This is a genomic window from Roseovarius aquimarinus (assembly GCF_043661195.1).
Lineage (GTDB): Bacteria > Pseudomonadota > Alphaproteobacteria > Rhodobacterales > Rhodobacteraceae > Roseovarius > Roseovarius aquimarinus.
Window position 1 is genome coordinate 433,167 of record NZ_JBIHMM010000003.1, and the last position, 19,947, is coordinate 453,113.

Here is a 19,947-nt window from a genome sequence, read left to right on the forward strand (position 1 = left end):
GCGGCGGACCATCAGGGCAGGTGATTGATCGCATCCGCGTGCCAGCGCGTCCCGTCATGGCTGAGCGACGTGACCGAGAGATTGTCGATCCGGTGCGAGAAGGCGTCATAGGCGCTGATCCCCAGCGCGGCCTGCACCTGCGTCAGGATCGCGCCCATATGCGCGACGGCGATGATGTCGCGCCCCGGATGCGCGCGCAGGAGCGCCGCCGCCGCGCCGCTGACACGGGCCGAGATCATGTTCCACGACTCGCCCTCGGGGGCGGTCAGATCGCCCGGCGTCTCCCAGAAGGCGCGCAGGCGTTCGGGCTCGGGGGCGGTGTCGAACGCGGCCATCTCCCAGGCGCCGAAATGGATTTCGCGCAAGGCAGGATCATCCGGCAGGCGCTGGCGCGGGCCGAGGATCGCGCTGGCGGTATCGCGAGCGCGCATGAGATCCGAAGAGACGACGAGCGCATCGGCAGGCAGGTGCGCCGAGAGGCGCGCAAGCTGCGCGGTATCGCTCAGATCTGCGGGCAGATCTGTCCAGCCGACCATCGCCTTGGCATGGGTCGGCCCGTGGCGGACCCAGTGAAACCGGCTCACGGCAGCGCGCCCTTGAGAACCAGCGGCAGGCCCGCGATCATCTGCACGACCAGATCGGCCTCGGCCGCGAGACGCTTGTTCAGATCGCCCTGCGCGCGCCGGAAGCGGCGGGCGAGCGCGTTGTCCGGCACGACCGAGAGGCCCACTTCATTGCTGACCACGATCACCGGCGCGGCGCAGGCGGCGAGCGCCGCAATCAGCCCGTTCTCGGCGGCGTTCAGATCATGCTCGGCCAGCATGTGGTTGCTTAGCCAGAGCGTCGCGCAATCCAGCAGAACCGCCTGATCCGGGCGCGCCTCGGCCAGCGCCGGGGCCACCTCCATCGGTGCCTCGATGGTGGTCCAGCCATCCTCGGCGCGGGCCGCCTTGTGCTGCGCGATCTTGTCCCGCATCTCGTCGTCATAGGCCTCGGCGGTGGCGATATAGAGACGTTTTGCACCGCTCTCGCGGATCAACGCTTCGGCCCAGCGGGATTTTCCGGAGGCCGCGCCGCCTAGCACCAATGCGAGCGATGGCAACATTTTATCTGAACTCTTTTGTGATCCGAAACGTTCGTAATCCCGTAGCACTTGGCGAGTAAGTGAGAAAGAGCGCACTGGACAGTGGCGCGCAAACCCTGGGGGAAGTCTCATGGCAATCGACGTTCAACAAAACAGCTCCTTGTCCCGCAAGGCCATGAAAGCCGAGCTGCTCGATGCGGAAACCGAATTGCAACTGGCCTATGCCTGGCGCGATCAGCGGGATGAGGAGGCGCTGCACCGTCTCATCACCGCCTATATGCGTCTGGCGATCTCGATGGCGTCCAAATTCCGCCGTTACGGCGCGCCGATGAACGATCTCATTCAGGAAGCCGGCCTCGGCCTCATGAAGGCAGCCGAGAAGTTCGATCCCGACCGCGGCGTCCGCTTTTCGACCTATGCCGTCTGGTGGATCAAGGCGAGCGTGCAGGACTATGTGATGCGCAACTGGTCGATGGTGCGCACCGGCAGCACGTCCTCGCAAAAGTCGCTCTTCTTCAACATGCGCCGCGTCCAGGCCCGACTCGAGCGCGAGGCGATGGCGCAGGGGCACGAGCTTGACGGCTACCAGCTCCGCGAGATGATCGCGCAGGAAGTTGGCGTGCCGCTGCGGGATGTCGAAATGATGCAGGGCCGTCTTTCGGGTTCGGATTTCTCGCTGAATGCGACGCAAAGTTCCGAGGACGAAGGTCGCGAATGGATCGACGCGCTCGAGGACGAGGCGCCCCGCGGGGACGAGCTGGTCGAGGTGGACCACGATCTCGGCACGCTCCGCGTCTGGCTGACCGAGGCGATGGGCAAGTTGAACGAGCGCGAGCGCTTCATCGTCCGTGAACGCAAGCTGCGCGACGAGCCGCGCACGCTCGAAAGCCTCGGCGAGGAGCTGAGCCTCAGCAAGGAGCGCGTTCGCCAGCTCGAGGCGGCGGCATTCCAGAAGATGCGTAAGGCGCTCGAGGCCAACGGCTCCGAGGTGCAGAGCCTTCTGGCGTGATCCGCTGGCTTGCGGCGCTGGCCCTGTGGGCCGCGCCGGCCACGGCGCAGGATGTTTTCGTGATGGGCGAGGTGCATGACAACCCCGCCCATCACGCCGTTCAGGCCGAGCGTGTCGCGCAGATCCAGCCCGCCGCCATCGTCTTCGAGATGCTGACAGAAGATCAGGCCGCGCGCGTCACCCCCGAGTTGCGGAATGACCCGGAGGCCCTGGCGGATGCGCTGGGCTGGGACCAGAGCGGTTGGCCCGATTTCTCCTTCTATCATCCTATCATGACCGCCGCGCCCGAGGCGCGCATTCTCGGCGCCGGTATCCCGCGCGAGGCGGTGCGCGGCCTGTCCGAAACCGGATTGGCGGAGACCTTCGGGGACGGGGCCGAGGCGTTCGGCCTTGCAGAGCCGTTGCCGGAGGCGGAGCGGGCCGCGCGCGAGGCTCTTCAGGCGGCGGCCCATTGCGACGCGCTGCCGCCTGAGATGCTGCCGATCATGGTGGATATCCAGCGCCTGCGCGACGCTGCGCTGGCGCGCGCGGCGCTCGAGGCATGGCGCGAGACGGGCGGGCCGGTCGCCGTCATCACCGGCAACGGCCACGCGCGCAAGGATTCGGGCATGCCCGCGCTTCTGGCGCGTGCGGCGCCCGAGCTTCGCATCCACAGCCTCGGGCAGGGTGAGGACAGCACGCCGCCGGGCGGCGGCTTCGACGAGATCGCGGACAGCCCCGCGCCCGTACGCGGTGATCCCTGCGAGGCCTTCCGCTGAGCCTCTCTTGTCTTGGAGGCGGCGCGGCCCTAGGCTCGCGGCGCTCGGAGGATCGCGCATGACGCTGGCTGGTAAACGAATTCTTCTCATCATCGGCGGCGGCATCGCGGCGTTCAAGACGCTGGATCTGATCCGGCGCCTGCGCGAGCGCGGCGCTGCCGTGACGCCGGTATTGACCCGCGCAGGCGCCGAGTTCGTCACGCCCCTGTCGGTCTCGGCACTGGCCGGGCAGAAGGTCTATACCGATCTTTTCGATCTGACCGACGAGGCCGAGATGGGCCACATCCAGCTCAGCCGGAGCGCGGATCTGGTGCTGGTCGCACCGGCCACGGCGGATCTCATGGCGAAGATGGCGGGGGGGCATGCCAATGATCTGGCCACGACGCTCCTTCTGGCCACCGACACGCCCGTGATGATCGCGCCTGCGATGAATGTGCGCATGTGGGAGCATGCGGCGACGCAGCGCAACCTCGCCGCTCTGCGCGGCGACGGCATCGCCGTGATCGGCCCCGAGCATGGCGACATGGCCTGCGGCGAGCATGGCCCCGGCCGCATGTCCGAGCCGCTGGAGATTGTCGCCGCCATCGAGGCCGCGTTGGTGGATGGTCCGTTGAAGGGGCGCCGCATCCTCGTGACGTCCGGCCCCACGCATGAGCCGATAGACCCGGTGCGCTATATCGCCAACCGCTCTTCGGGCGCGCAGGGGAGCGCCATCGCCCGCGCGCTGACCGCGCTCGGCGCCGAGGTGGTCTTCGTGACCGGCCCCGCCGAGGCGCCGCTGCCCGAGGGCGCGGAGGTCCACCGCATCGAGACCGCCGAGCAGATGCTGGCCGCCTGCCGCGCCGCGCTTCCCGTCGATGCCGCGATCTGCGCCGCCGCCGTGGCCGACTGGCGCGTCGCCAGCGCGTCGGACTCGAAGATCAAGAAGGACAAGGGCGGGCTGCCCAAGCTCGAGTTCACCGAGAATCCCGACATTCTCGCCGCGCTCTCGCAGCCCGGTCCCGATCGCCCCCTGCTCGTTGTGGGCTTCGCCGCCGAGACCGACGCGGTGGAGCGAAACGCGATTGCCAAGCGGCAGCGCAAGGGTTGCGATTGGATCGTGGCTAATGATGTGAGCCCGCGGACGGGCATCATGGGCGGCACCGAGAACGAGGTGATACTCATCACCGAGACGGGCGCCGAGCCGTGGCCGCGCCTCGGCAAGACGGAGGTCGCGCGCCGCCTCGCCGCGCGTCTTGCGGCGCATCTGGAGTCTGAACAAGGCGCGTCCTAGGCGCAGGGCGCACTTTCGATAGTTGTTGCGCCCTATGGGGCTTTGGGCCAATAAAGGGCTGAAAGACCAAGAAACGGCGCCGATCATGCAGCATTCCACGGAACGATCGCCCAAATCCTACGGGACCGCCGTCCTTCTTTGCGGGATCTTCGGCATCCTCGGGATCCATCATTTCTATCTCGAGGACTGGCTGCACGGGCTGGCGGATGTGGGTCTTCTGATCCTCGCCATCGGGTTCGCGGCGCAGGGCATGGCCGGGCTCGCGCTGTTCGTTCTGATGCTCGATGCGCTGCACACGATCGTCATTTTCTATTATCTCATCATCGAGAAATGGCGCGACGGGAAAGGCCGCCCCGTTCTGATGCCGAGCACTTCATAAGGCGCAAAACGCGCCACCATAGCGAGGGACATTCCAATGACCAATTCCACCGATGTCGGGCCCGTCAGCGAAAAGAAATTCGTGCCCGCCGTGCTGCTCTGCTTCTTTCTGGGCAGCCTCGGCATTCACCGCTTCTACCTCGGCAAGGTGGGCACGGGCATCCTGATGCTGCTCACGCTGGGCGGCTTGGGTATCTGGACCATCATCGACTTCGTGCGCCTCATCATCGGCTCGATGAAAGACAAGCACGGCCTGCCGCTTCAGCACTGATCGCGCGGCACTGATTCCTGATCGAGGGGCCTTCGGCGGCGGCGTGTGACGCCGCCGTTCGCGTTTGTGATCACATGATATTCGCGTGTGATCACAAATTGCATCGCCAAGCGCCATGAACCGCGTTTTAGTGGTTTTTTGCTGGGCAAGCGCGCCAAGACCGCTAAAACGAAGGCCAAGTCATCGCGTCATGCGAGCCATGCGCGCGAGAGCCAATTGAAGGATACCGAAGATATGGCAGACGTGAACCGGGGCAATCGGCCGCTTTCACCGCATATTTCCATCTACCGCCCGCAACTGACCTCCATGACGTCGATCCTGACGCGCATCACGGGCAACGCGCTTCTCATCACCACGCTCCTGATCGTCTGGTGGTTCCTCGCTGCCGCGTCCTCCCCCGAGGCCTTCGTGACCGCCGGCGCGGTTCTGACGAGCTGGTTCGGCGATCTGGTCATGGTCCTGTCGCTGCTCGGCATCTGGTATCACACGCTCGCGGGCGTGCGGCACCTGATCTGGGACACCGGCTCGATGCTCGAGATCGGGCGCGCCGAGATGCTGGGCTGGATCTGCCTCGGCGGCTCGGTCGTGCTGACCATCCTCACCGTCATCATCGTCTAAGGGGTCACCACCATGCGTTTTCTGACTGACCGCAAACGGGCCGAGGGCCTTGGATCGGCGAATTCCGGCGTCGAGCATCACTGGTCGATGATCCTCAGCTCCGTCGCGCTGCTGATTCTGATCCCGCTCTTCATCTTCACCTTCGGGCCGGTTCTGGGCGCGCCCTACGAGGAGGTCGTCGCCTATTACAGCCGCCCCTTCCCCGCGATCGTGGCCGCGCTGACGCTGATCGTCGGCCTGCGGCACTTTGCCGGGGGCTGCCAGGTGATGATCGAGGATTATGTTCATGGGCTGGCACGGAAGGTTTCGATCCTTCTGATGTATTGCCTTTCCTACGCGGCGATGGCGGCTGGCGTTTTCGCCATCGCGCGCCTCGCGCTGTAAACTACCGGAGTAGAACCGAATGGCCGAATACGAATACGAGACGCATGATTATGACGTCGTGGTCGTCGGGGCAGGCGGCGCGGGCCTGCGCGCGACCCTCGGCATGGCCGAGCAGGGCCTGCGCACCGCGTGCGTGACCAAGGTTTTCCCGACCCGCTCGCACACCGTCGCCGCACAGGGCGGCATCGCCGCTTCGCTGAGCAACATGGGCCCCGACCATTGGCAGTGGCACATGTACGACACCGTGAAGGGCTCGGACTGGCTGGGCGACACGGATGCGATGGAATACCTCGCCCGCGAGGCGCCCAAGGCGGTCTATGAGCTCGAGCATTACGGCGTGCCGTTCTCGCGTACCGAAGAGGGCAAGATCTATCAGCGCCCCTTCGGCGGCCACACCACCGAATTCGGCGAAGGCCCTGCGGTGCAGCGTACCTGTGCCGCCGCCGACCGGACCGGCCACGCGATCCTGCACACGCTCTATGGTCAGAGCCTCAAGCAGAAGGCCGAGTTCTATATCGAATATTTCGCCATCGACCTGCTGATGTCGGACGATGGCGCCTGCACCGGCGTCGTCTGCTGGAAGCTCGATGACGGCACGATGCATGTCTTCAACGCGAAGACGGTCGTTCTGGCGACGGGCGGCTATGGCCGTGCCTATTTCTCGGCCACCTCGGCGCATACCTGCACCGGCGACGGCGGCGGCATGGTGGCGCGCGCGGGTCTGCCGCTTCAGGACATGGAGTTCGTGCAGTTCCACCCCACCGGCATCTACGGTGCGGGCTGCCTCATCACCGAAGGCGCGCGCGGCGAGGGTGGCTATCTCACCAACTCCGAGGGCGAACGCTTCATGGAGCGCTATGCGCCCCAGTACAAGGACCTCGCGCCGCGCGACTATGTCAGCCGCTCGATGACGATGGAGATCCGCGAGGGCCGCGGTGTCGGCAAGGACGGCGATCACATCCACCTGAACCTCTCGCACCTGCCGCCCGAGGCGCTCAACCTGCGCCTTCCGGGCATTTCGGAGTCGGCCAAGATCTTCGCCGGCGTCGATGTCACCAAGGAGCCGATCCCGGTTCTGCCCACCGTGCATTACAACATGGGCGGCATTCCGACGAACTATTGGGGCGAGGTTTTGAACCCCACCAAGGACGATCCCAACGCCATCGTGCCGGGCCTCATGGCCGTGGGCGAGGCGGGCTGCGCGTCGGTGCACGGGGCCAACCGGCTCGGCTCCAACTCGCTGATCGACCTCGTCGTCTTCGGCCGCGCCGCCGCGATCCGCGCGGGCAAGGTCGTGGACAAGGAGGGCGCGGTCCCCGCGACGAACAAGGCGGGCGTCGAGAAGGCCTTCGAGCGCTTCGACACCCTGCGCAACGCCAAGGGCGGCACGCCCACCGCCGAGCTGCGGCTCGACATGCAGAAGACCATGCAGGCCGACGCCGCCGTCTTCCGCACGTCCAAGACGATGGCCGAGGGTCTGGAGAAGATGAAGGCCATTGCCGCCAAGCTCGACGACCTGCACGTCACCGACCGCAGCCTCGTTTGGAACACCGACCTGATGGAAACGCTCGAGCTGACGAACCTCATGCCCAACGCGATGGCCACCATCGCGGGCGCCGAGGCGCGTCATGAGAGCCGCGGCGCGCACGCCCATGAGGATTACGAGAAGCGCGACGACGAGAACTGGCGCGTGCACACGATCGCCCGCGTCGATGGCGCGAAGGTCGATCTGAGCTATCGCCCCATCGTCGAGGCGCCGCTGACCACCGAGGATCAGGGCGGCATCAGCCTCAAGAAGATCGCGCCGAAGGAACGCACATTCTGATGCGAGCGCTCGCCATATCGGCCTTCGCCGCGCTCGCGGCCTGCACGGCGGCGAACGACGCCGCCGATGCGGTTGCGCGGGGGCAGGCCAAGAACGTGGTGAACACCTATGTCGCGACCCGATATCCCGGCCTCAACGCCGCGCCGATCACCGATTGCATCATCGACGCCGCCGACGCGCGCGAGATCCTGCAAATCGCCAGCGGCGCGGTCACGGGCCTCGATGCGGCCACGGCCGAGCAGATCGGCCAGATCGCCCGCCGCCCCGAGGCCCTGCAATGCATTGCCCAGAGCAGCCTGACCCTGGTCGGCTGAAAGGAGTAAGAGAATGGTTCAACTGACCCTGCCGAAAAACAGCCGCATGGTGACGGGCAAGACCTGGCCCAAGCCCGAAGGCGCCACCAACCTGCGCAAGTTCAGCATCTATCGCTGGTCGCCCGACGATGGCGAAAACCCCCGCGTCGACACCTATTTCGTCGATATGGACACCTGCGGTCCGATGGTTTTGGATGCGCTCATCAAGATCAAGACCGAGATCGACCCGACGCTCGCCTTCCGCCGCTCCTGCCGCGAGGGGATCTGTGGCTCCTGCTCGATGAATATCGGCGGCATCAACACGCTGGCCTGCATCTACGGCATGGACGAGGTGAAGGGCGACGTGAAGATCTATCCGCTTCCGCACCAGCCGGTCGTGCGCGATCTGATCACCGATCTCACCCATTTCTACGCCCAGCATGCCAGCATCCAGCCTTGGCTCGAGACCGAGACGGTCGCGCCGTCCAAGGAATGGAAGCAGTCGATCGAGGATCGCGAGAAGCTCGACGGGCTTTATGAGTGCGTCATGTGCGCTTGCTGCTCCACCGCCTGCCCGAGCTACTGGTGGAACGGCGACAAGTATCTCGGACCGGCCGCGCTTCTGCACGCCTATCGCTGGATCGTCGATTCGCGCGACGAGAATACGGGCGAGCGGCTGGACGATCTGGAAGATCCCTTCAAACTCTACCGCTGCCACACGATCATGAACTGCACCAAGACCTGCCCGAAGGGTCTGAACCCCGCCAAGGCCATCGCAAATATCAAGAAGATGATGGTCGAGCGCGCAGTTTGATCTTAAAGTGACGCAAGTAGTATAGCAGGCCGCATCCCGGCCTGCTTTTTGTCGCCCACGGACCCATGTTTCTCGCCCTCCTGTCGTTTGCATCTGTTGACTGGGGGGAAAATAAATTAAACATTGGGAAATTAACGTGAGGAGGCGACATGGGCGCGGATCAAGGTAGCGGTGTATGGAAGTCCGGGCGCGGCAAGGGCCGCGTGACGCCCAAGGGGCGGCAGCTGGATGATGCCGCATGGAGCGATGTGCGCGCCCTTCTGGAGGGCCGCGCGATTCGCCGCGACCACCTGATCGAGTATCTGCATCTCATTCAGGACAAGTTCGGACACCTCTCGGCGGCCCATCTGCGCGCGCTCGCCGAAGAGATGCGCATCAGCATGGCCGAGATCTATGAGGTCGCCACCTTCTACGCGCATTTCGACGTGGTGAAGGAAGGCGAGACGCCGCCGCCCGCGCTCACCATCCGCGTCTGCGATTCGCTCAGCTGCGAGCTGGCGGGCGCGCAGGAATTGAAGGCCGCGCTCGAGAAGGGTCTCGATCCGTCGGAAGTGCGCGTGCTGCGGGCGCCCTGCATGGGCCGCTGCGACACCGCGCCGGTGCTCGAACTGGGCCACGCCCATATCGACCACGCGACGCCCGAGAAGGTGCACGCGGCGATCGCCGCCAAGCACACCCACCCCACGATCCCCGATTACGAGACCTTCGACGCCTACCGCGCGAATGGCGGCTATGCCGTGCTCGCCGATCTGCGCGAGAAGGGCGATTTCGAAACCGTCCAGAAAAAGCTGCTCGATTCGGGGCTGCGCGGCTTGGGCGGCGCGGGATTCCCCTCGGGGCGCAAATGGGGCTTCGTGCGCGATGCCGCCGGTCCGCGCTATCTCGCCGTCAATGGCGACGAGGGCGAGCCGGGCACGTTCAAGGACCGCTATTACCTCGAGCGCACGCCGCATCTCTTTCTCGAAGGCATGCTGATCGCGGCATGGGCGGTCGAGGCCGAGACCTGCTTCATCTACATGCGCGACGAGTATCCCGCCGTGCTCGAGATCCTCGCCCGCGAGATCGCGGCGCTCGAGGCGGCGGGCATCGTGCGCGAGGGCTATATCGAGCTGCGCCGCGGCGCGGGCGCCTATATCTGCGGCGAAGAGAGCGCGATGATCGAATCGATCGAGGGCAAGCGCGGCCTGCCGCGTCATCGTCCGCCTTTCGTCGCGCAGGTCGGCGTTTTCGGCCGGCCCACGCTCGTCAACAACATCGAGACGCTGCACTGGGTCACGCGCGTGCTGCGCGAGGGCGGTCAGATCCTGTCGGACGTCGAGAAGAACGGACGCAAGGGCCTGCGCAGCTACTCGGTCTCGGGCCGCGTCAAGAAACCGGGCGTGCATCTTCTGCCCGCAGGCTCGACGATCACGGACATCATCGAGGCGGCGGGCGGCATGCTCGATGGCCACACGTTCAAGGGGTATCAGCCGGGCGGCCCCTCCTCGGGCCTGCTGCCGGCGTCGATGAACGACGTCCCGCTCGACTTCGACACGCTTCAGGCGCATGGCACTTTCATCGGCTCCGCCGCCGTGGTCGTGCTGAGCGACAAGGACAGCGCCCGCGCCGCCGCCCTCAACATGCTGCGCTTCTTCGAGGATGAAAGCTGCGGCCAGTGCACGCCCTGCCGCGTCGGCTGCGAAAAGGCGGTCAAGCTGATGCAGGCCCCGAAATGGGACCAGGCGCTTCTGGGCGAGCTCTGCACGGCGATGGCCGATGCCTCGATCTGCGGTCTCGGCCAGGCCGCCCCGAACCCGATCCGTTCCGCGATCAAGCATTTCCCGGAGGAAATCTGATGCTCGACTCCAATGTGCAGACCGTTACCTTCATCCTGGATGGCGAGGAAGTCACGGCGCCGAAGGGTCAGACGATCTGGGAAATCAGCCATGGCCGAGGCCTGATCATTCCCAATCTGTGCCACAAGCCGGCGCCGGGCTATCGCCCCGACGGCAATTGCCGCGCCTGCATGGTCGAGGTCGAGGGCGAGCGGAACCTGATCGCCTCCTGCATCCGCGAGCCGAGCGACGGGATGGTGGTCAAGACGAACACCGACCGCGCCCGGACCGCGCGCAAGATGGTGATCGAGATGCTGGTCGCCGATCAGCCCAAGCCCGAAGCGGCACACGACAAATCGAGCCATCTGTGGGACATGGCCGCGATGCAGGGCGTCTCGGAGAGCCGCTTTCCCAAGCTCGAAGAGGGGCGCATCCCGCTGCTGGACGACAGCCATGTCGCGATGAGCGTCAATCTCGACGCGTGCATTCAGTGCGGCCTCTGCGTGCGCGCCTGCCGCGAAGTGCAGGTAAATGACGTGATCGGCATGGCCGGGCGCGGGCATGACGCCTATCCGGTCTTCGATTTCGACGATCCGATGGGCGAGAGCACCTGCGTCGCCTGCGGCGAATGCGTGCAGGCCTGCCCCACCGGCGCGCTCATGCCCGCGACCGTCGTGGACGAGAACCAGGTCGGCGACCGCGCGGACTACGATTCCGAGACCAAGAGCATCTGCCCCTTCTGCGGCGTCGGCTGCCAGATCAACCTCAAGGTCAAGGACGGCAAGATCAAATATGTCGAGGGCATCAACGGCCCCGCGAACGAGGGCCGGCTCTGCGTCAAGGGGCGCTTCGGCTTTGACTATATCCACCACGAGCATCGCCTGACCAAGCCGCTCATCCGCCGCGAAGATGCGCCGGCCAAGGGGCTGAACGTCGATCCGGGTAACTGGCAGGAGTATTTCCGCGAAGCAAGCTGGGACGAGGCGCTGGACCTCGCCGCGAGCCGCCTCAAGGGCCGTGGCCGCGAGGTCGCCGGGTTCGGCAGCGCGAAATGCACCAACGAGGAGGCGTATCTCTTCCAGAAGCTGATCCGTCAGGCCTTCCGCCACAACAACGTCGATCACTGCACACGGCTTTGCCACGCGTCCTCCGTCTCGGCGCTGATCGAGAATGTCGGCTCGGGCGCCGTGACGGCGACCTTCAACGAGATCGAGAACGCGGATGTCGCCATCATCATCGGCGCCAACCCGGTCGAGAACCATCCGGTCGCCGCGACCTATTTCAAGCAGTTCACCAAGCGTGGCGGCAAGCTGATCGTGATGGACCCGCGCGGGCAGGGGATGAAGCGTTTCGCCACCCACATGCTGCAATTCCGCCCCGGCGCGGATGTCAGCATGCTGAACGCGATCATGCACACGATCGTCGAGGAAAAGCTCTACGATCAGCAGTATATCGACGCCTATACCGAGAACTGGGAGGCCGAGAAGGCGCATCTGGCCGATTTCTCTCCCGAGAAGATGGAAGGCATCTGCGGCATTCCCGCCGAGACGCTCCGCGAGGTCGCGCGCACTTTCGCGGGCGCGAAATCCGCGATGATCTTCTGGGGCATGGGGGTCAGCCAGCATATCCACGGCACGGACAATTCGCGCTGCCTCATCAGCCTCGCGCTGATGTGCGGGCAGGTGGGCCGCCCCGGCGCTGGTCTGCACCCGCTGCGCGGCCAGAACAATGTGCAGGGTGCGAGCGACGCGGGCCTCATCCCGATGTTCCTGCCCGACTACCAGAGCGTCACCGACGACGGTGTGCGCCGCGCCTTCACCGAGGTCTGGGAGTCCGAGGATTTCAGCGCCGAGAAGGGTCTGACCGTCACCGAGATCATGGATGCGGTCCATGACGGCGATATCAAGGCGATGTATATCCTGGGCGAAAACCCGGCCATGTCTGACCCGGACGTGGACCACGCCCGCGACGCGCTGGCCAAGCTGGATACACTGGTGGTGCAGGACATCTTCCTGACCGAGACGGCGAATTACGCGGACATCATCCTGCCCGCCTCGGCCTTCGCCGAGAAATCGGGCACGGTGACCAACACCAACCGCCAGGTGCAACTGGCCCGCCCCGCCGTGCCGCCCGTGGGCGACGCGCGCGAGGATTGGCGCATCACGACCGAGTTGGCCAACCGCCTCGGCCTCGGGTGGTCCTACGACAGCCCCGCCGATGTCTTCGCCGAGATGAAGCGCAACATGCGCAGCCTCGACAACATCACCTGGGAGCGGCTGGAGAACGAGGGCGCGGTGACCTACCCGTCGCTCAGCCCGACCGATCCGGGACAGGCCATCGTCTTCGGCGACGGCTTCCCGAGGCCCGAGGGGCGCGCGCGCTTCACCCCCGCGAGCGTCATCGCGCCCGATGACGTGCCGGACGAGGAATATCCGATGATCCTCACCACGGGCCGTCAGCTCGAGCATTGGCATACCGGCTCGATGACGCGCCGGTCAAAGGTGCTCGACGCGGTCGAACCCGAGGCGAACTGCTCGCTGCACCCCAGCACGCTGCGCAAGCTGGGTGTCGAGCCGGGCGGCCATGTGCGCCTGACCACCAAGCGCGGCAGCATCAGCATCATGGCGCGGGCCGACCGCGCCGTGGCCCCGGACATGGTGTTCCTGCCCTTCGCCTATGTCGAAGCGGCGGCGAACATCCTGACAAACCCCGCGATCGACCCCTACGGCAAGATCCCGGAATTCAAGTTCTCCGCCGTCAAGGTGGAAGCAGACACCCAATCCGTCGCCGCCGAGTGACGCAACCTACGAGGGACTGACCTAAAATGGCCTATAAAAGCGACATCGAAATTGCCCGTGCCGCGCAAAAGAAGCCGATCCAGGAGATCGGCGACAAGCTGGGCATTCCCGGCGAGCACCTGCTGCCCTACGGCCATGACAAGGCCAAGATCAGCCAGAGCTATATCGACAGCGTGCAGGGCAACAAGAGCGGCAAGCTGATCCTCGTGACCGCGATCAACCCGACCCCGGCGGGCGAGGGCAAGACGACCACCACGGTCGGCCTCGGTGACGGTCTGAACCGCATCGGCAAGAAGGCGATGGTCTGTATCCGCGAAGCCTCGCTTGGGCCGAACTTCGGTATGAAGGGCGGCGCCGCGGGCGGCGGTTATGCGCAGGTCGTCCCGATGGAGGACATGAACCTCCATTTCACGGGTGACTTCCACGCCATCACCTCGGCGCATTCGCTGCTCTCGGCGATGATCGACAACCACATCTATTGGGGCAACGAGCTCGATATCGACATCCGCCGCGTCGTCTGGCGCCGCGTCGTCGACATGAACGACCGCGCGCTTCGCCAGATCACCGCGTCGCTCGGCGGCGTCTCGAACGGCTTCCCGCGCGAGACGGGCTTCGACATCACCGTGGCCTCCGAAGTCATGGCGATCCTCTGCCTCGCCAAGAACCTCAAGGATCTCGAGGAGCGTCTGGGCGCCATGATCGTCGCCTATCGCCGCGACAAGAGCCCCGTCTACTGCCGCGATATCGAGGCGCAGGGCGCGATGACCGTTCTTCTGAAGGACGCGATGCAGCCGAACCTCGTGCAGACGCTCGAGAACAACCCGGCCTTCGTGCATGGCGGCCCCTTCGCCAACATCGCACATGGCTGCAACTCCGTCACCGCGACCACGACCGCGCTCAAGATCGCCGATTTCGTCGTGACCGAAGCGGGCTTCGGTGCCGATCTCGGCGCCGAGAAGTTCATGAACATCAAGTGCCGCAAGGCGGGTCTCGCGCCTGACTGCGTCGTGCTCGTCGCCACCGTGCGCGCGATGAAGATGAACGGCGGCGTCGCCAAGGCCGATCTGGGTGCCGAGAACGTGGACGCCGTCAAGGATGGCTGCGCCAATCTCGGGCGCCATATCGCCAACCTCAAGAGCTTCGGGGTGCCCGTCGTCGTGGCGATCAACCACTTCGTCAACGACACCGAGGCCGAGATTGACGCGGTCAAGGCCTATGTGAAGGAGCAGGGCAGCGAGGCGATCCTGTCGCGGCACTGGGAGCTGGGCAGCGAAGGCAGCGCCGAGCTCGCCACGCGCGTGGCCGAGATCGCGGAGAGCGGCGTCTCCGAGTTCAAGACGCTTTATCCCGACGAGATGCCCTTGATGAAGAAGATCGAGACCATCGCCAAGAACATCTACCACGCCGACGGCGTCGTCGCGGACAGCAAGATCCGCGACCAGCTCAAGCAGTGGGAAGATGCGGGCTATGGCAACCTGCCGATCTGCATGGCCAAGACGCAGTACAGCTTCACCACCGATCCGACCCGCCGCGGCGCGCCCACGGGCCATTCCGTGCCGATCCGCGAAGTGCGCCTCAGCGCCGGTGCCGGTTTCGTCGTCGTCGTCTGCGGCGAGATCATGACCATGCCCGGCCTGCCGCGCGTGCCGGCGGCGACCTCGATCCGTCTCAACGAGGGCGGCGAGATCGAAGGTCTGTTCTAAGAAGAAGCGCGGGCTGCGAGGGGCATCGAGCCCCCCGCAGCCCGATCGCCGCCCTTTCGGCGGCTCCTGCCTCCGGCGGGGATATTTTCAGCAAAAAGAAAGCAGGGGCGGCGCCCCGTGTCGCAAGGAGAGCGCGATGACGGCTCAGGTGATTGATGGCAAGGCCTTCGCGGCCGAGGTGCGCGGCAAGGTGGCCGAGCATGTGGCACGGCTGAAGGAAAAGCACGACCTCGTGCCGGGCCTCGCCGTGGTGCTGGTGGGCGAGGACCCCGCGAGCCAGGTCTATGTGCGCTCGAAGGGCAAGCAGACCACCGAAGTCGGCATGAAGAGCGTCGAGCACAGGCTCGACGCGGACACGTCGGAGGCGGATCTGCTGGCGCTGATCGACACGCTCAACAAGGACGAGAGCATTCATGGCATTCTCGTGCAGCTTCCCCTGCCGAAGCACCTGAACGAGGATCTGGTCATCAACTCCATCGACCCGGCCAAGGATGTGGACGGGTTCCATATCTCGAATGTCGGTCTTCTGGGCACCGGGCAGAAGAGCATGGTGCCCTGCACGCCGCTCGGCTGTCTCATGATGCTGCGCGATCATCATGGCTCGCTCTCGGGAATGAATGCGGTCGTGATCGGGCGCAGCAACATCGTGGGCAAGCCGATGGCGCAGCTGCTGCTGGGTGACAGCTGCACCGTGACCATCGCGCATTCGCGCACGAAGGATCTGGCCGATGTGGTGCGCCGCGCCGATATCGTCGTCGCCGCCGTGGGCCGCCCCGCAATGGTGCCGGGCGACTGGATCAAGGAAGGCGCCACGGTCATCGACGTGGGCATCAACCGGATCGAGACGGAAGACGGCAAGACCAGGCTGGTCGGCGATGTCGATTACGAGAGCTGCGCCGCGCGCGCGGGCGCCATCACGCCGGTGCCGGGCGGCGTCGGGCCGATGACGATCGCCTGCCTTCTGGCCAATACGCTCACCGCCGCCTGCCGTGCCAACGGGCTCGAGGAGCCCGAGGGGCTGACGGCCTGACCTGGGCCTGACCGCGCAGCAAGGGGCCGCCATGCGCGGCCCCTTTCGCGTTCAACGGGGCATCGGAATGGCGCGCGCGGCGGTCCCGGTGAGCACCGCCACCGCCTCGGCGCGCATGAGCCGGGAGAGCACGGCACTGTCGCTGCGTAGCCCGCCCGTATAGGTGCCGTAGGCCGGCAGGATCACGCGGTCCCCGTCGATCAGGAAGGCGGGCCGGCTGAGGCTGCGCCCACGCGCGCGCACCTGCGCCTTGGGGTGGTAGTGCCCCGAGACCTCGCCGCTGGCGCCGGGGCGGGCGATGTGGCGAAAGGTGAGCGGCGCCGCCGGAAGCTCGGCCAGATGCGTGCCGCCCAGATCGACGGGGCCGGGATCGTGATTGCCCTCGATCCAGACCCAGCGGCGGCCCGATTGCAGCGTCGCGATCCAGAGCTTCTCATCCTCGCCCAGCGCCTCCGCCGCCGCACTGTCGTCGAAGCTGTCGCCGAGGCAGACGACCGTCTTGGCGCGCGTCGCCGACAGATCCGCATCGAGCCGCGCGAGCGTGTCGCGCGTCTCGTAGGGCGGCAGCGCGCCCGTCCCGAGCCGGGCCCGCCGCTCGGCCTTGCCGAGATGGAGGTCCGACACGCATAGCAGGCCCTGCTCGGGCCAATGGAGCGCGCCCGAGGGCAGGGCGACCAGCCGCGCGCCGGCCAGGGTGAAGGGGTGGGTCATCTACGCTCAGGCGTCAGAAAAATAGTCTTCGTCGAGACCCTTCACATGGTACGTGATGCGTGTCCTCACGCCCACTCCATGTTCGATCATGAGCTGCGCAAGCTTCTTGCCATCGATCAAGACGATACGCTGCTGGACGCGCTCGACATAATCTCGGGCGTCTTTCGAGAATGAGGAGGTCGTAACGAACACCCCTTTCGTCGCGCTCTCGCCGGTCAAAGATCCCACGAAGCGTTGAATGTCCGGTCGCCCCACTTTGTTGTCGGGAGCGTAACGCTTGGCTTGGATGTAAACAGCGTCCAACCCGAGCGCGTCTTCATTGATTATTCCGTCAATGCCGCCATCCCCACCGGCGGATGTCATTCTGCCATTCTCCAAGTCGCCACGGCCGAAATTCATTGCCGCAAGCAGGTCGAGGATGAGGCGCTCAAAACGGGTGGGAGACACCTGCATGAGAGCGCCGATCAATTCATCCCGCAACGCCGAGTCGATGATGCTGCTGGCGGTCTGCATCGCGTCTTCCGGGGTCTGTTCATCGGTCGACGCTTTTGAAACGGGATAGTCGGCAAGAGTGCCATCCTCTTTCGGAGGCTGACTTTTCCATTCGGAGAATGCTTCGAATTGCGCAAGAAACGCGTTGTCGATTGTCTCAGGCTTTGACGCCAGGACTTTGAGGCCCGCATCGGTGATCTCGTGATAGCCGCGCTTTGGCGACGTCAGAAGTCCGGCTTTGCCGAGATATGTTCTCGCCCAGTGTGCCCGGCTGTATAGTCTCGTAATTCGGCCACTTGGCAGGAGTTCTGCTGCCTCTTCCTCACTGATATTGAATTGAGCTTTCAGATCGTCGATACAATCGGCAATGCTCGTCTTGCCATCCGCGAAAAGCTTGAGGACAGGCAGCATCAGCGTTTGGTAGTCAGGGACTGCCACAGTCGTTACTCCTCAAACATCCAGCTCTTCCACAAAGCGCGCGTTCTCCTGGATATACTGGAAGCGCAGTTCGGGTTTCTTGCCCATCAGGCGCTCCACGAGATCGCCCGTCTCGCCCGGTTCGTCCTCGTCGATGGTGACGCGGATGAGGGTGCGCGAGGCGGCGTCCATCGTGGTTTCCTTGAGGTCCTTCGCATCCATCTCGCCGAGGCCCTTGAAGCGGCTCACGTCGATCTTGCCCTTGCCGCCGAGGCCCTTTTCCAGCCAGTGGTCGCGCTCGGCCTCGTTGATGCAATAGACGCGGCGAGCGCCCTGGCTCAGGCGATAGAGCGGCGGGCAGGCGAGGTAGAGATGGCCCGCGTCGATCATCGGGCGCATCTGGGTGAAGAAGAACGTCATCAGAAGCGCGGCGATATGCGCGCCGTCCACATCGGCGTCGGTCATGATGATGACCTTGTCATAGCGCAGATCGTCGAGGTTGAACTTGGAGCCGAGACCGACGCCGAGCGCCTGCGTCAGATCGCTGATCTCCTGGTTGCTGCCCAGTTTCGAGCTGGCTGCGCCGAGCACGTTGAGGATCTTGCCGCGCAGCGGCAGGAGCGCCTGCGTCTTGCGATCGCGCGCCATCTTGGCCGAGCCGCCGGCGCTGTCGCCCTCGACGATGAAAAGCTCGGTGCCGTCGCGCGTGGCGGAGGAACAATCGACCAGCTTGCCGGGCAGGCGCAGTTTCTTGGTCGCGGTCTTGCGCTGCGTCTCTTTCTCCTGCCGGCGGCGCAGGCGCTCTTCGGCGCGCAGGACCAGGAAATCGAGGATCGCACCGGCGGATTTCGTGTCGGCGGCGAGCCAGTTGTCGAAATGATCGCGCACCGAATTCTCCACCATGCGCTGCGCATCGACCGTGGCGAGGCGGTCCTTCGTCTGGCCGACGAATTCGGGATCGCGGATGAAGCACGAGACCAGCGCGCCCGCGCCGGTCACCAGATCCTCGCGCGTGATTGTGGCGGCCTTCTTGTTGTTCACGAGCTCGCCGTAGGCCTTGATCCCCTTGAGGATCGCGGCCCAGAACCCGGCCTCATGCGTGCCGCCTTCGGGGGTGGGGACCGTGTTGCAATAGGACTGGATGAAGCCGTCGCGGGCGGGCGTCCAGTTGATCGCCCATTCGACCTTGCCGGGCACCTTGAACTTCTCGAAGCTGACCGCGCCGGCGAAGGGCGTCTCGGCATAGGTGGTGGCGCCGCCCATCGCCTCGCTCAGATAGTCCGAGAGGCCACCGGGGAAGTGGAACTTGGCCTCGCGCGGGGTCTCGCCATCGTCGATGCCGGACTTCCAGCGGATCTCGACGCCCGAGAAGAGATAGGCCTTGGAACGGGCCATCTTGAAGAGGCGCGCGGGCTTGAGCCTGAGCGAGCCGAAGATCTCGGCATCGGGATGGAAGGTGACGGCAGTGCCGCGCCGGTTGGGCGCCGCGCCGATCTTCTCGAGCGGGCCTTGCGGCAGACCGCGCGAGAACTCCATCGCGTAAAGCTCCTTGTTGCGGGCCACCTCGACGCGCAGATGATCGGAGAGCGCGTTGACCACCGACGAGCCGACGCCGTGCAGGCCGCCCGAGGTCTGGTAGCTGTCGCCCGAAAACTTGCCGCCCGCGTTCAGCGTGCAGAAGATGATCTCGAGCGCCGATTTCGTCGGGTCCTTCGGATGCGGCCCCGTCGGGATTCCGCGCCCGTTGTCGCGCACCGACACATGGCCGTTCTCGTGCAGCTCGATCTCGATCCATGTCGCGTGGCCGGCGACGGCCTCGTCCATCGAGTTGTCGACGATCTCGGCCACCATGTGATGCAGCGCGCGGTCGTCCTTGCCGCCGATATACATGCCCGGACGCAGGCGCACATGCTCCATGTCCTCGAGGACCTGAATGGAGGATGCGTCATAGTCGCCCGAGGATGTGGCGGGTGTCAGAAGATCGGACATGGGGTGCGCTGCTCGCTCTTGTCGGAGTTTGCGCGATTATGACAGAGCCGCGCGCCGGTTGAAAGAACGCAAGGGCGCGCGTGCCGCTCAGGGAGGCCATAAAAACAGGCCGATGCCGTTCACGATCAGAAGCGCCGCCGTGAGCGCCGCCACCCGCGCGCAGGGACGCCGCCGCGCTGCGCCGGATGTTCGCGCGGCATGGGGCAGCCCGCCCAGCATCGCCAGCCAGATCGAGAAGAGACCGGCGGCCAAAGCGAGCCACATCACCTGTGCGAAAACCATCATG

Annotated in this window: 20 protein-coding genes; 14 read left to right on the forward strand and 6 right to left on the reverse strand. The window is 65.3% G+C overall.

Translation table 11 applies throughout. From position 1 onward, the window contains the following. Nucleotides 1-11: 11 nt before the first annotated feature. Nucleotides 12-584, reverse strand: coding sequence for a histidine phosphatase family protein (locus ACGRVM_RS12660; RefSeq protein ID WP_377172199.1), 573 nt, complete (start codon nucleotides 582-584; stop codon nucleotides 12-14). Beyond that, complete coding sequence (gene cobU / locus ACGRVM_RS12665) at nucleotides 581-1,105, reverse strand: bifunctional adenosylcobinamide kinase/adenosylcobinamide-phosphate guanylyltransferase (RefSeq protein WP_377172202.1); 525 nt, start codon at nucleotides 1,103-1,105, stop codon at nucleotides 581-583. The genes ACGRVM_RS12660 and cobU overlap by 4 nt, the downstream gene beginning before the upstream one ends. Before the next feature lie 154 nt (nucleotides 1,106-1,259). On the opposite strand from cobU, the gene ACGRVM_RS12670 reads away from it, so the two are divergent. The 14 genes from ACGRVM_RS12670 to folD all read left to right on the forward strand — a co-directional run bounded on the left by ACGRVM_RS12670 (nucleotide 1,260) and on the right by folD (nucleotide 16,052). After that, complete coding sequence (locus ACGRVM_RS12670) at nucleotides 1,260-2,093, forward strand: RNA polymerase factor sigma-32 (RefSeq protein ID WP_377172204.1); 834 nt, start codon at nucleotides 1,260-1,262, stop codon at nucleotides 2,091-2,093. Continuing rightward, entirely contained in the window at nucleotides 2,090-2,851 is a 762-nt protein-coding gene (locus tag ACGRVM_RS12675; protein ID WP_377172206.1) for a ChaN family lipoprotein, read from the forward strand. Before ACGRVM_RS12670 ends, ACGRVM_RS12675 begins: the two co-directional genes overlap by 4 nt. Nucleotides 2,852-2,909: 58 nt before the next feature. Then, nucleotides 2,910-4,124, forward strand: a complete 1,215-nt coding sequence (coaBC, locus tag ACGRVM_RS12680; RefSeq protein WP_377172209.1) for a bifunctional phosphopantothenoylcysteine decarboxylase/phosphopantothenate--cysteine ligase CoaBC — start codon at nucleotides 2,910-2,912, stop codon at nucleotides 4,122-4,124. An 85-nt stretch (nucleotides 4,125-4,209) separates the two neighbouring features. Beyond that, nucleotides 4,210-4,503, forward strand: coding sequence for a TM2 domain-containing protein (locus ACGRVM_RS12685; RefSeq protein ID WP_377172212.1), 294 nt, complete (start codon nucleotides 4,210-4,212; stop codon nucleotides 4,501-4,503). Between the two features lie 36 nt (nucleotides 4,504-4,539). Beyond that, nucleotides 4,540-4,773: an NINE protein gene (locus ACGRVM_RS12690; protein ID WP_377172214.1), complete on the forward strand. Its 234-nt coding sequence runs from the start codon at nucleotides 4,540-4,542 to the stop codon at nucleotides 4,771-4,773. Between the two features lie 234 nt (nucleotides 4,774-5,007). Further along, entirely contained in the window at nucleotides 5,008-5,391 is a 384-nt protein-coding gene (gene sdhC, locus ACGRVM_RS12695; protein ID WP_377172216.1) for a succinate dehydrogenase, cytochrome b556 subunit, read from the forward strand. Between the two features lie 12 nt (nucleotides 5,392-5,403). Then, the gene (sdhD, locus tag ACGRVM_RS12700; protein ID WP_377172218.1) at nucleotides 5,404-5,775 is read left to right on the forward strand and encodes a succinate dehydrogenase, hydrophobic membrane anchor protein; all 372 of its coding nucleotides are present in this window, start codon (nucleotides 5,404-5,406) and stop codon (nucleotides 5,773-5,775) included. 19 nt (nucleotides 5,776-5,794) lie between these two features. Next, a complete protein-coding gene (sdhA, locus tag ACGRVM_RS12705; RefSeq protein WP_377172220.1) occupies nucleotides 5,795-7,600 on the forward strand; it encodes a succinate dehydrogenase flavoprotein subunit in 1,806 nt (601 codons plus the stop codon). Further along, a complete protein-coding gene (locus ACGRVM_RS12710; protein WP_377172222.1) occupies nucleotides 7,600-7,914 on the forward strand; it encodes a succinate dehydrogenase in 315 nt (104 codons plus the stop codon). Before sdhA ends, ACGRVM_RS12710 begins: the two co-directional genes overlap by 1 nt. 13 nt (nucleotides 7,915-7,927) lie before the next feature. Continuing rightward, nucleotides 7,928-8,707 carry a succinate dehydrogenase iron-sulfur subunit gene (locus ACGRVM_RS12715; protein WP_377172224.1) on the forward strand — a complete coding sequence of 260 codons (780 nt, stop codon included), beginning with the start codon at nucleotides 7,928-7,930 and terminating at the stop codon, nucleotides 8,705-8,707. A 149-nt stretch (nucleotides 8,708-8,856) separates the two neighbouring features. Next, complete coding sequence (locus ACGRVM_RS12720) at nucleotides 8,857-10,542, forward strand: NAD(P)H-dependent oxidoreductase subunit E (RefSeq protein WP_377172226.1); 1,686 nt, start codon at nucleotides 8,857-8,859, stop codon at nucleotides 10,540-10,542. Then, nucleotides 10,542-13,319 (forward strand): formate dehydrogenase subunit alpha, encoded by a 2,778-nt coding sequence (fdhF, locus tag ACGRVM_RS12725; protein WP_377172228.1) that lies wholly within the window; start codon nucleotides 10,542-10,544, stop codon nucleotides 13,317-13,319. The genes ACGRVM_RS12720 and fdhF overlap by 1 nt, the downstream gene beginning before the upstream one ends. Before the next feature lie 26 nt (nucleotides 13,320-13,345). Further along, nucleotides 13,346-15,022 carry a formate--tetrahydrofolate ligase gene (locus ACGRVM_RS12730; protein WP_394624058.1) on the forward strand — a complete coding sequence of 559 codons (1,677 nt, stop codon included), beginning with the start codon at nucleotides 13,346-13,348 and terminating at the stop codon, nucleotides 15,020-15,022. 136 nt (nucleotides 15,023-15,158) lie between these two features. Continuing rightward, nucleotides 15,159-16,052, forward strand: coding sequence for a bifunctional methylenetetrahydrofolate dehydrogenase/methenyltetrahydrofolate cyclohydrolase FolD (gene folD, locus ACGRVM_RS12735; protein WP_377172232.1), 894 nt, complete (start codon nucleotides 15,159-15,161; stop codon nucleotides 16,050-16,052). 51 nt (nucleotides 16,053-16,103) lie between these two features. Here the strand turns inward: folD and pdeM are convergent, their stop codons facing one another. From pdeM to ACGRVM_RS12755, 4 genes are all read right to left on the reverse strand, one after another. Then, on the reverse strand, nucleotides 16,104-16,763 hold the full coding sequence (gene pdeM / locus ACGRVM_RS12740) for a ligase-associated DNA damage response endonuclease PdeM (RefSeq protein ID WP_377172234.1): 660 nt from the start codon (nucleotides 16,761-16,763) through the stop codon (nucleotides 16,104-16,106). A 6-nt stretch (nucleotides 16,764-16,769) separates the two neighbouring features. Then, nucleotides 16,770-17,693 (reverse strand): restriction endonuclease, encoded by a 924-nt coding sequence (locus tag ACGRVM_RS12745; RefSeq protein ID WP_377172236.1) that lies wholly within the window; start codon nucleotides 17,691-17,693, stop codon nucleotides 16,770-16,772. 12 nt (nucleotides 17,694-17,705) lie between these two features. Then, nucleotides 17,706-19,661 carry a DNA gyrase/topoisomerase IV subunit B gene (locus tag ACGRVM_RS12750; RefSeq protein ID WP_377172238.1) on the reverse strand — a complete coding sequence of 652 codons (1,956 nt, stop codon included), beginning with the start codon at nucleotides 19,659-19,661 and terminating at the stop codon, nucleotides 17,706-17,708. Nucleotides 19,662-19,748: 87 nt separating this feature from the next. Next, complete coding sequence (locus ACGRVM_RS12755) at nucleotides 19,749-19,946, reverse strand: hypothetical protein (protein ID WP_377172240.1); 198 nt, start codon at nucleotides 19,944-19,946, stop codon at nucleotides 19,749-19,751. Nucleotide 19,947 lies beyond the last annotated feature (1 nt).